At 72.8% G+C, this 10009-nt stretch carries 13 protein-coding genes; 1 reads left to right on the plus strand and 12 read right to left on the minus strand.

Annotated features, from left to right (window positions below):
* Positions 1 to 4: 4 nt before the first annotated feature.
* From VF746_30680 to VF746_30720, 9 genes are all read right to left on the minus strand, one after another.
* The gene (locus VF746_30680) at positions 5 to 304 is read right to left on the minus strand and encodes a DUF2442 domain-containing protein (GenBank protein HEX8696824.1); all 300 of its coding nucleotides are present in this window, start codon (positions 302 to 304) and stop codon (positions 5 to 7) included.
* A gap of 380 nt (positions 305 to 684) precedes the next feature.
* Entirely contained in the window at positions 685 to 900 is a 216-nt protein-coding gene (locus VF746_30685) for a DUF4177 domain-containing protein (GenBank protein HEX8696825.1), read from the minus strand.
* A gap of 117 nt (positions 901 to 1017) precedes the next feature.
* Positions 1018 to 1851 (minus strand): trypsin-like serine protease, encoded by an 834-nt coding sequence (locus VF746_30690; GenBank protein HEX8696826.1) that lies wholly within the window; start codon positions 1849 to 1851, stop codon positions 1018 to 1020.
* A gap of 182 nt (positions 1852 to 2033) precedes the next feature.
* Positions 2034 to 2237 carry a DUF4177 domain-containing protein gene (locus tag VF746_30695; protein HEX8696827.1) on the minus strand — a complete coding sequence of 68 codons (204 nt, stop codon included), beginning with the start codon at positions 2235 to 2237 and terminating at the stop codon, positions 2034 to 2036.
* A 398-nt stretch (positions 2238 to 2635) separates the two neighbouring features.
* Positions 2636 to 3037 carry a response regulator gene (locus VF746_30700; protein ID HEX8696828.1) on the minus strand — a complete coding sequence of 134 codons (402 nt, stop codon included), beginning with the start codon at positions 3035 to 3037 and terminating at the stop codon, positions 2636 to 2638.
* 148 nt (positions 3038 to 3185) lie between these two features.
* Positions 3186 to 3878, minus strand: a complete 693-nt coding sequence (locus VF746_30705) for a hypothetical protein (GenBank protein ID HEX8696829.1) — start codon at positions 3876 to 3878, stop codon at positions 3186 to 3188.
* 114 nt (positions 3879 to 3992) lie between these two features.
* Positions 3993 to 4646, minus strand: coding sequence for a response regulator transcription factor (locus tag VF746_30710; protein ID HEX8696830.1), 654 nt, complete (start codon positions 4644 to 4646; stop codon positions 3993 to 3995).
* The gene (locus VF746_30715) at positions 4643 to 7579 is read right to left on the minus strand and encodes a PAS domain S-box protein (protein ID HEX8696831.1); all 2937 of its coding nucleotides are present in this window, start codon (positions 7577 to 7579) and stop codon (positions 4643 to 4645) included. The genes VF746_30710 and VF746_30715 overlap by 4 nt, the downstream gene beginning before the upstream one ends.
* Before the next feature lie 39 nt (positions 7580 to 7618).
* Positions 7619 to 8125 (minus strand): hypothetical protein, encoded by a 507-nt coding sequence (locus VF746_30720; protein HEX8696832.1) that lies wholly within the window; start codon positions 8123 to 8125, stop codon positions 7619 to 7621.
* 4 nt (positions 8126 to 8129) lie between these two features.
* Between VF746_30720 and VF746_30725 the strand changes: the two genes are divergently transcribed.
* The gene (locus VF746_30725; GenBank protein ID HEX8696833.1) at positions 8130 to 8588 is read left to right on the plus strand and encodes a TolC family protein; all 459 of its coding nucleotides are present in this window, start codon (positions 8130 to 8132) and stop codon (positions 8586 to 8588) included.
* Positions 8589 to 8764: 176 nt separating this feature from the next.
* On the opposite strand, the gene VF746_30730 is transcribed toward VF746_30725, so the two are convergent.
* The 3 genes from VF746_30730 to VF746_30740 form a co-directional block, all read right to left on the minus strand.
* The gene (locus tag VF746_30730) at positions 8765 to 8974 is read right to left on the minus strand and encodes a hypothetical protein (protein ID HEX8696834.1); all 210 of its coding nucleotides are present in this window, start codon (positions 8972 to 8974) and stop codon (positions 8765 to 8767) included.
* A gap of 144 nt (positions 8975 to 9118) precedes the next feature.
* A complete protein-coding gene (locus tag VF746_30735; GenBank protein HEX8696835.1) occupies positions 9119 to 9337 on the minus strand; it encodes a hypothetical protein in 219 nt (72 codons plus the stop codon).
* Positions 9338 to 9584: 247 nt separating this feature from the next.
* Positions 9585 to 9935, minus strand: a complete 351-nt coding sequence (locus VF746_30740) for an ArsC/Spx/MgsR family protein (protein HEX8696836.1) — start codon at positions 9933 to 9935, stop codon at positions 9585 to 9587.
* Positions 9936 to 10009: the final 74 nt, after the last annotated feature.

The raw sequence follows: 10009 nt of genomic DNA on the forward strand, positions 1-10009 counted from the left end.
TTCGTCACCCGCGGGTCCTGGCCGCGAGCCAGCGCTGGAAGCTCGCCTCGCTTTCTCCGCTCCCCCGCCCCGCCAGCAGCCCCTCGACTCCGACGTGCTCGTCCAGGTCCGGCCACTCGATCGCGTCGCCGTCACCGAGCAGCCGCCAGTTCGCCCGCTCCTCCGCCGATCCGTGCACCAGCCGGGGGAACCACGCCAGGGGGACACTGATCATCCGCCCGTCGGCGAGGTGCACCGCCAGCCGCTCGTCGGTGACTTCGACGTGCGTGGCTGCGGGGTCCGTGTCGAACACCAGGGTCGTCATCCCGATCCTCTGCTGAAGCGGACGCGCCCGTCCAGCCGGCCCCCGATACTGCCCCTAAATACCGGATTCCATATCGATCGCGCAAGGATAGAGATGTCATTCTGAGGGAGCGCCCGCGCCGACCTTGCCTTCGCGACACAGCCCGGGCGCGACCGAAGAATCTACTTCCCCTGCGAGCGAGGTCTGTCCCTCGCGACTACCCTCGTGTCAGGGTGAGCAGATTCTTCGGTCGCCGCCCAGCTCCATTGCGTTCAGAAGGTTCGGCACAGCGGCTCCCTCAGAATGACGTTCAATTGCACGAACGATTCTGGCCATTGAGATAAACGGGACGGGCGCCCCGGCGAGGCGCCCGTCCCGTTTATCTCCTCTACTGCGATCCGTCAGCACGCCGGCCGCTTGAAGATGGCGACGAGGTCGCAGGTGCGGCCTTCGCCGGCGTTGACGTCGACCATCGCGACCAGCTCCCACCCCTCGCCGCCGAAGCGGTTCAGGTGCCGGCTGACGTCGGCCACGTCGATGGCGGGGCCGCGGATGTAGCGGTCGACGTCCATCTTCAGCGTCACGTACTCCCAGCGCACTGCCTGCGCGGTGTGCATCGTTCCAGGTCGGTGCCAGGCTGCGCCCGAGCCGCCTCCGGCTTTCCCCGCCGGACATGCGCGGTCGGCGCCCCCGAGAAAACGATGCTCCGGCGTCGTTTGTTTCAGCCGCCGCGGTCAGGGGAGAGCGACGAACTGCCCCAGGAACGCGCGCGCCGACGGCGTGTCCAGCCGGTAGTCCCAGCTGGTGGCGCGGCACCAGAAGTCGCCGGTGGTCACGGTGGCCACCACCATGTTCGGGTTGCCGTCGAGGAACTTGGGGCCGCCCGAGTCGCCGTAGCAGTCGCCGCCCTCGCCGGTGGCGCTGGTGTTCATCAGCAGCCCCAGCCAGCTCTGGTTCAGCCCCATGAACTCCGACAGCGACACCTTGCGCAGCCCGTCGTAGCCGAAGGACGGGACCCCGGTGCGCCCGGCCGAGACCCCGTAGCCCACGTTGACGAAGAGCTGCTCGGTGAGCCCGCCCTGCGCCTGCAGCGCGTCCAGGTACCCGGCCGGCGGCAGCTTGAGCGGCGTGATGCCCCGCGTCGCGGAGGCGGGGAGGAACACCACCGCCAGGTCGTGCAGGTCGCCCTGGTCGCGCCCGTACTGGGGATCGAAGCGGAAGCCGCGCGCCGCGATCGGCTTGAGGTTGCGCGCGTACAGGTCGGGCGCGAAGGTCACGTAGAGCTTCGCGTCCGGCGCGAGGAACTCCACGCAGTGGGCCGCGGTGAGGAACACCGTGGGCGAGATCAGGCTGCCGGTGCAGTCCTCGTCGTCGCCGTTCAGGACGCCGTCTTCGTTGAAGTCGAAGAGGAGGGCGCCCACGCTGCCGTACGCGCTCCCCGTGGGCGTGCCGTTGGTGATGAAGCGCGCCTGCACTTCGGGCGGGGCGGCCGCCGGGTTCGGCTCGCCGCACGCCGCGGCGAGGAGCGAGAGGGCCGCGAGCGCCGTCACGGACGTTCCGAGCCGCATGAGCCACCTCCGGTGTGAATGTGCAGCGGGGGCGGGAGAGGCGGAGAGGCGGCGCCCTCCTCGCCTGCGGAGGGCGCCGGGTGCCTTCCCGGAGAAATCGAGCTCGAAACGGATGATGCACTGCCCGGCGGCCGGAGGCAAGCGTCTCGTGCCGGACCGCGCCGCCGCCGGCCGGTGCCGCGTCACTCCAGCGGGCGCTTGAAGAAGGCGACGATCTCGGAGGTCACTCCCTCGCCCCGGTTCACGTCGAACGCGGAGACGAGCTCCCAGCCGTCCACGCCGTACGCGTTGAACGCCGCCCCGATCGCGTCCATGTTCACCTTGGGGCCGAAAAACCCCCGCACGTTCGCCACCACCGTGAGGTACTCCCACCGCATCCCGGGCATCGCAGGCTCCTGGATTCGAAAAGACTCCCCGCGCCTTCCGCAGATGAAAGATGGGGACGGGTGGAGAAGCCCTCTCCACCCGCCCGTCCGTCACGCGGGCGCGCTGTCCCCGTCCGCCCCGCCCCCTGGCGATCGCCTGGAGGAGGAAGCCCGGCGGCAGCTCGCCCATCTCGGTGAGCGTGTCCAGGAAGCTCCACTGGCTCCAGGCCTCCACGCTCTGCGAGACCGCTCCCGCCGTCCGCCGCAAAAGAAGGTCCTTTCACCCACGCGCCGAAGCTCGTCCGGCGTCGGCGCCGGCTCCGCGAGCGCCGGCCCGGGCCGCACGAGAAAGCGGGCCGGATCATCGCGATCCGGCCCGCTCCCGCATTATCCCGCCGCGTGCGCTCGAAGGCGGCCGATCACGCGCGATCCGCCGCCGCGCCGGACGGGGCGGGGCCTAGGATCCGCCGCACTACCCTGAGCACGCGCTCCGGCGGGCAGGGCTTCTCCAGGTAGTCCGCGCACCCCGCCGCCAGGGCGCGGGTCCGGTGCTCCGGGGCCGCCGCAGTGGTGAGCGCCAGCACCGGCACGTGCCGCGTCGCGGCGGCGCTGCGCAGCCGCTCCACCACCCGGACGGACGCCGGGAACGAGGGCCAGGGCTCCACGATCACGAGCCCCGGGAGCCACTCGAGCGCCATCCGGAACCCCACGCTGCCGTCCCGCGCCTCCAGCACGGAGTAGCCGGCGTCCCGGAGGAGCTCGGCGAGTGCATCCCGCGCCCCGTCATCCGGGTCGACCAGGAGGAGAGTCTGCTTCTTCACGACGGGGCCGATCCTCGCGCAGTGCTTCGTATCGTTTTTACAGGTAAAGACCTGAATCGTAAGCTCCGGCGGCTTGCCACGGTATCGGGAGAGTGAGAGGCGGGCGTCGGGGAAGTCCCCGACGGGAGGGGGGCGGGCTCTCCCGCGCTCAACGGGCCTGGCCGGTCTCCACGACGGGCGGCTCCTCCCCGGAAGAGGGGTCCCCGCCCGCGCGGGAGTCGAGCTTCACGTCCGTGAGGTCCACCGGGCGAGGCTCGGCGGCGGGGTCGATCCCGAGCCCGGCCAGGAGGTCCCGGCCGAAGCCGATGCCTGCCAGCTCTTCCCAGCTCCATCCGTCCTCGCGCATCCGCGACACCTCGTCGCGGAGCCACTGGCGCTCGGCCTCGCTCTCTTCTTCGACCTGCTGCCGCTCGAGCTGCATCTCCGAGCCGCTCACTTCCGTTTCGAGCCGGACCTGCTCCGCCTGGGCCCGGGCCAGGACGTCGTCCCGGCAGGCGGGACCGGCGGCGGAGGGGTCGCCGGGAGCTGCGAGGAGGGGCACCGCGCCCGGCGGCGCGGGCGTCGGGGGGAAGATCAGCCCGCTGGCCGCGAGGTGATCGCGAGCGTCCGCCACGGGCGGAGCCCCGATGCCCAGCTCGGTCTTCAGCCGGTCCCTGCGCTCCCACAGCTCGCGCCGCCGCGCCTCGATCCACTCCTTGCGCTGGCGGATGTCCTCGGCCTGGAGCCGCGCCTGCTCCCGGACGGCCTGCAGGTGCCCTGCGTCGGCGGCTCGCTCCCTCCGCCCGGCGCGGCGGGCGTCGGCGGCGAGCGCGGCCGGAGAGGGTTGTGTCTGGGCATGCATCCCGTGCTTCTGCATAGGATTGCATGCTAGCCTGCCGAATGGCGGCCCGGTATCGGGAGCAAACGAAAGCGCGTCGGGAAGTTCCCCGACACGCGGAAGGCGGGGAAGGAGCGCTCAGCTTTCGGCGAGCCACCCCCGCTGCAGGGCGTAGCGGACCATCTCGGTGCGGCTCCTGAGGCCCAGCTTGTCGGTGATGCGGGCCTTGTAGGTCTCCACGGTCTTGGTGCTGATCCCCAGCTTCCCGGCGATCTCCTTGTTGCTCTCGCCCCAGGCGATGCGGCGCAGCACCTCCTCCTCGCGCTCGCTGAGCGCCTCGGCGGAGGGGGAAGGGCCGGAGCCGAACGGCCGGGTGGAGCTGCGCAGCAGGCTCCCGGCCAGGACGGGGTCCACGTACGTGCCGCCCGAGCCCACCGTGCGGATGGCCCGCACCAGCTCGTCGGCCGCGGCGCGCTTGAGCACGTAGCCGGCCGCGCCCGCCTGCAGCAGGCGCGCCAGGTGCGCGCGGTCGTCGTGGGCGGTCAGCGCGATCACCTTCACGCCCGGGCACTCGCGCGCGATCCGCTCGGTGGCCTCGGCGCCGTCCATCCCGGGCATGGAGACGTCCATCACCACCACGTCGGGGGCGAGCTCGCGGGCCCGGGCCACCGCCTCGCGCCCGTCGCCCGCCTCGCCCACCACCCGCATCCCGGAGCTGGAGTCCACCAGCGCCTTGAGTCCCGTGCGGACCACCTCGTGGTCGTCGGCCAGCACCACGCGCAGGTCGCTCATCGCCCGCCCTCCCGGCCGGCGCCGGCCGGGTCCGGGAGCCGCACGAAGACGGTGGTCCCGCTCCCCGGGCTGGACTCAACCTCCAGCTCCCCGCCGAGCAGGGCCACCCGCTCGCGCATCCCCCTTAGGCCCAGGCGCTTCGCCTTCTCGGGCGAGGCGAGCGTCGCCTCCACGTCGAAGCCCTTCCCGTCGTCCTCCAGGATGGCGCGCACGGAGCCGCCGCGCCGCTCCAGCACCAGGCTCACGCAGGAGGCCTGCGCGTGCTTGAGCACGTTGGTGAGCCCCTCCTGCACCACGCGGTAGATGGTGGTCTCGACCTCGGGCGGCAACCGGTCTCCGTCCAGCCCCGCGCCGTGGAAGTCCGCCTCCACCCCGTGCCGCTCGCTCCACTCCTCCAGGTGGCTCTGCAGCGCCACCTGGAGCCCCAGGCTGTCCAGCGCCGGCGGGCGCAGCTGCACCGCCATGTGCTGCATCTCGCGGGCGATGCGGTCCGCCAGCCGCCCCAGGTCCTCGATCCGGGACGTCCGGCCGGCCTCGCGCTCCAGCGCCTTGAGCCCCAGCAGGAGCCCGGTGACCAGCTGGCCCAGCGAGTCGTGCAGCTCGCGCGAGATGCGCCGCCGCTCGTTCTCCTCGGCGGAGACGAGCCGGCGCAGGACGTCGCTCCGGGACGCTTCCGCCCGCTCGCGCTCGGCGATCTCCGCCGCCAGCGCGGCGTTGCTCTCGGCCAGCTCGGCCGTGCGCTCGGCCACCCGCTGCTCCAGCGTCTCGTTCAGCCGGCGCAGCGCCTCCTGCGCCTCGCGCTGCGCGCTCAGGTCGCGGCTGATCTTGGTGTAGCCCACCAGCCGGCCGTCGGCGCCGCGCACCGCGGTGGCGATCTCGTTGACCCAGATGCGCGCACCGTCCCTGCGCACCCGCCACCCCTCGCGCTCGGCGCGGCCGTGCTCCGCCGCCTCGCCCAGCTCCCGCTCCACCTCGCCCGCGGCCACGTTCTCGGGCGTGTAGAAGATCGAGACGTGCCGTCCGACCGCCTCCTCGGCCGTGTACCCCTTCACCCGCTCGGCCCCTTCCGTCCACTCGGTGACCACGCCGCCCGCGTCGGTCAGGAAGATGGCGTAGTCGCGGATGTTCTGGACCAGGGTGCGGAAGCGCTCCTGGCTCTCGCGCAGCGCCTCCTCGGTCTGTCGCCGCTGCGTCACGTCCTGCCCGACCTTCAGGAAGCCGCGCGGCTCGCCGCCCGGACCGAAGAGCGCTCGGCTGACGCCCTCGATGAACACGCGCGCGCCGTCCCGGCGCACGTGCCAGCGGACGTCGGGCGCGGAGCCGGTGGCGCGGGTCTCGGCGCGCTCCTTCTCCGGCTCCCCGGCGGCCCGGTCCTCCGGCGTGAACGTCATGTCCAGGGACTGGCCGACCGCCTCGCCGGCGCTCCAGCCGTACACGGCCTCCGCGCCCGGCGACCAGCTCTCGATGCGGCCTTCCGGGTCGGTGGTGAAGATGGCGTAGTCGCGCGCGCCCTCCACGATCAGGCGGTGGCGCTCCTCGCTCTCGCGCAGCGCCTCCTCCACCCGGCGGCGCTGCGTGACGTCCTGGCCGATCTTCAGGAAGCCGCGGACGCCGCCCGCGCCGTCGTCCAGCGCGCGCATCGTCCCGTCGATGAACACGCGCGAGCCGTCCCTGCGCAGGTGCCAGCGCACGTCGGGCGCCGACCCGGTGGCGCGGGCCTCCCCGCGCTCCTTTTCCGGCTCCCCCCGCTCCCGGTCCTCCGGCGTGAAGGTGATGTCCAGCGGCCGGCCGAGCACCTCCCCGGCAGACCAGCCGAACACGGCTTCCGCGCCCGGCGACCAGCTCTCGATCCGTCCCTCGGGATCAGCCGTGAAGATCGCGTAGTCGCGCGCGCCCTCCACGATCAGGCGGTGCCGCGCCTCGCTCGCGCGCAGCGCCTCCTCGGCCTCCCGCAGCCGCTCGATCGTGTCCTGCTGGTCCCGGAGGAGCTGGTCCTGCGCCTCGCCCGCGCTCTTCAGCCGCACGATCTCGGTCACGTCCTCCACGCGGTGGATGATCAGCGCCACCTCGCCGTCCGCCCCCAGGACGGGCGCACTGGCCGGGCTCCACCACCGCTCCACGAAACCGCCCCCGGCGCTGCGCGGCCGGCGGATGTCGTACTTGTGCACCGCCATGGCGTCCGCGCGGCGCGTGGCGAGCACCCGCTCGAGCGAGGCGCGCAGGTTCGCGGCGCCGGTGGCGGCGGGGTCGTCCGGGTTCTCGGGGAAGACGTCGAACAGGGTGCGGCCGACGATCTCCGAGCGCTCGGTCATCGTCGCACGCAGGTAGGCGTCGTTGACGGCGACGATCTGGAAGTCGGGGGGCGCGAGGACCACGTACGGCGTGGGCGCGGCCTCGAAGAGCGCGCGGAAGTCCGCCGACAGCCCGGCGCGGCCCGCGAGCTCGCCCAGCCGCCGCTCGGCCTTGACCTTCGCCGTGGTCTCGATGGCGGTGATGAACACGCCCGCGACGGCCCCGGCCTCGTCGCGCGCGGCGCTGTACGAGAAGGTGAACCAGGCCGTCTCTCGCGCGCCGCCCCGGTCCGGCACCAGCGGCAGGTCCTCGCCCTTCACCGCCTGGCCGGTGGCGACGACGCCCTCCACCAGCGCGCCCACCTCGCCCCAGACGTCCGCCCACGCCTGCCGCGCGGGCGCCCCGAGCGCCTGCGGGTGCTTGGCACGGACGATCGCGAGGGCGGCGTCGTTGTAGAGCTGGACGAGCTCCGGGCCCCACCAGACGAAGCCCGCGAAGGCGGAGCCCAGGCAGAGGTCGACCGCCGTCTTGAGGCTCTGCGGCCACGCGTCGATCGGGCCGAGCGGCGTCCGCGCCCAGTCGTGGGCCCGGATCCGCTCCGCCATCTCCCCTCCGCCGGCCGGCCAGGAACGCTCGCTCATGGGATTCCCCCCGGGCGCACCCGGCGGGCGCCGAGAGCGTCAGGCGGAGCACCGCAATGCGTGCGCCGCATGGTGGTTCAGAGGGGCCTGCGACGACGGCGAGGTGGACGGGTACGGACGGCGCCGGCCCGGGCCGAGGAGCTCCGGGTGCGGCGCGAGGACCTGGCCGCCCGCCAGGCCGAGGAGGCGCAGATCAGGCGGTTCGCTGACGCCGGTACGCGCCCCGTCTCGGACCTGTACCAGCAGCAGGCCGGCGTGGCCGCCGCGCGCGCCGCCGTGGTGGAGGCCGAGCGGGCGTGGGAGCTGGCCAGGGTGGACCTGATCCAGACGCTGCAGCTCGACCCGCGCGGCAGCTACCAGTTCCAGGCGCCGCAGCCCGCCGCGCCCGCGGGGCAGGCGTACGACCTGGACGCGCTGGTCACGCGGGCGCTGGAGCGGCGCGCCGACCTGGCCGCCCTGGAGACGCGCCAGGACGCCGCCGAGCAGGGGGTGCGCGGAGAAGGCGGCCTCGCTCCCCGCGGTCACGCTGAGCGCGGGGTACAGCACCGCGTTGTCCAGCGCCTCCGACCCGGCCTTCGCCGACCAGCTCGACCAGCACCGCGGCGGCTCGCTGTCGCTGGGCGTGTCGGTGCCCGTCTTCGACCGCGGCGCCACCCGGGCGGCCACGCAGCGGGCGGAACTGCAGGTGGACAACGCGCGCATCGAGCTGGAGGCGCAGAAGAACGCCGTGGCGCTGGAGGTCCGCCGGGCGTATCTGGACCACCAGGCGGCGCAGGCGCAGCTCGAGGCGGCGCAGGCCCAGCTGCGCGCGACCGACCCGGCGCTCACCACCTCGCGGGAGCGGTACCGGGCGGGGATGGCCACGCTGGTGGAAGTCACGCAGGCCCGCGCCACGCAGGTGCAGGCCGCCAGCACCGTGGTCGCCGCGCAGTACACCCTGGTCCTCCAGCGCACCCTGATCGCCTACTACACGGGCGACCTGGACCCCGCGAGCGCCACGCTGGGGTGAAGGCGGTAACAAATCGGGGACGGACGACGAAGGCCTCGTCGTCCGTCCCCCACTGGACCCGACCCCCGGCTCGCGCGGGAGACGTCGCTCAGCCGTATCCCACCAGCCATCCACCCGGTTCGCCGAGAACCCCGCCGCCGCGCGGCTGACGCGGACCACGGGAGCGGGGAAGCGCTTCAGGGCGTCACGAAGACGCAGAGGCACTGGCCCTCATGGCACTCGCCACGGGTGGCCCCCATCGCCCGGCACGAGACGTCGTAGCCGCGCGGCTGGCACTCGGGCGGACCCTCGCGTCCGGCGCCGGGCTCCGCCAGCGCCTGCGAGGCGCCGAACCCCAGGACGGCCGCCATCACGACCGAGGCGAGCCAGCGATGCATGTTTCGCATGATCGACCTCCTGCGCAATTCAGCCCCGCCGATCAGGAAATCTCCCGATAGCAGCGGCAGTCCCCCGTCGAAGCACCTCCCGCCGTCCCTCGCGTGCACTGCTGATGAAGGTGTACTCCCCGGATCGACCGGCTCTCGAAGCGTTCAGGGCGTTATGAAGAGGCAGGCGCACTGGCCATCGTGGCACTCGCTGCGCACGGCCCCCATCGCCCGGCACGAGATCTGGCACTGCCCCGGGTTGCACGTACCCGGCCCCTCCAGCTCGCGCGGCGCGGCCAGCGCCTGCGCGCCGCCGAAGCCGAACGCCCCCGCCAGCGCCGCCGCCGTGATCCAGCGCTGTGCCGTCCGCGTTGCGCTTCTCATGGTGACCTCCCTCTCCGCGGGAAAACGCATCCGTTCCGGTTTTCCGCCGGGAGCCAGGCAGCCGCATGCAGCGCCACTCCACGCACGCGGCAATTCCGCCTAACTCGTTGGCAAGCAAGTATTTGCGGTGCAAAAAATGCGCCCCTCCCGTCTCGAAGACTGGGCTGGAGCGGTACCGCTCGTCTCGCACGCAGAGGATGCCGTTCTGACGGCTGGCGTTCCCGAGCGACGAGACGAACAGGTGGCTTCACCCCACCAGCTCGTCCACCCGCTTCGCGCTGAACCCCGCCGTCGCGCGGTCGCCGCGGACGATGACGGGGCGGGTGACGAAGGTGTACTCCTCGGCCATCAGCCGGATGAGGTCGTCCTCGGAGAGCTCCTTCTCGTGCAGCCCCATCTTCCGGAACTTCATCGCGCGCTTCGAGAACAGCTTGTCCGCGCCGCCCACCTTGCGGGCCAGGTCGCGCACCTCGGCCTCCTCCAGCGGCTGCGCCTTCAGGTCGCGGAGGGTGCGCACCGTCACCTGCCTGTCCCGCAGGTACTGGAGCGCCTTCTGGCAGGTGGTGCACTGTGCGTTCTCGCGCAACCACGGCATCATCTACATCTCGTTAGCGAAGTAGACCAGTGCGCTCGGACCTGAGCCGGTCGAACAGCGACCGGTTCAGTTCAGAC

Origin of the sequence: Longimicrobium sp. (genome assembly GCA_036389795.1) — a bacterium.
In the GTDB taxonomy this organism is placed as follows: domain Bacteria; phylum Gemmatimonadota; class Gemmatimonadetes; order Longimicrobiales; family Longimicrobiaceae; genus Longimicrobium.

What these genes read in the sequence shown, in the direction of transcription:
- VF746_30680 (HEX8696824.1), bottom strand. Translation starts at nt 304, where the DNA reads ATGACGACCCTGGTGTTCGACACGGACCCCGCAGCCACGCACGTCGAA.
- VF746_30685 (HEX8696825.1), bottom strand. Translation starts at nt 900, where the DNA reads ATGCACACCGCGCAGGCAGTGCGCTGGGAGTACGTGACGCTGAAGATG.
- VF746_30690 (HEX8696826.1), bottom strand. Translation starts at nt 1,851, where the DNA reads ATGCGGCTCGGAACGTCCGTGACGGCGCTCGCGGCCCTCTCGCTCCTC.
- VF746_30695 (HEX8696827.1), bottom strand. Translation starts at nt 2,237, where the DNA reads ATGCCCGGGATGCGGTGGGAGTACCTCACGGTGGTGGCGAACGTGCGG.
- VF746_30705 (HEX8696829.1), bottom strand. Translation starts at nt 3,878, where the DNA reads ATGCATGCCCAGACACAACCCTCTCCGGCCGCGCTCGCCGCCGACGCC.
- VF746_30710 (HEX8696830.1), bottom strand. Translation starts at nt 4,646, where the DNA reads ATGAGCGACCTGCGCGTGGTGCTGGCCGACGACCACGAGGTGGTCCGC.
- VF746_30715 (HEX8696831.1), bottom strand. Translation starts at nt 7,579, where the DNA reads ATGAGCGAGCGTTCCTGGCCGGCCGGCGGAGGGGAGATGGCGGAGCGG.
- VF746_30730 (HEX8696834.1), bottom strand. Translation starts at nt 8,974, where the DNA reads ATGCGAAACATGCATCGCTGGCTCGCCTCGGTCGTGATGGCGGCCGTC.
- VF746_30735 (HEX8696835.1), bottom strand. Translation starts at nt 9,337, where the DNA reads ATGAGAAGCGCAACGCGGACGGCACAGCGCTGGATCACGGCGGCGGCG.
- VF746_30740 (HEX8696836.1), bottom strand. Translation starts at nt 9,935, where the DNA reads ATGATGCCGTGGTTGCGCGAGAACGCACAGTGCACCACCTGCCAGAAG.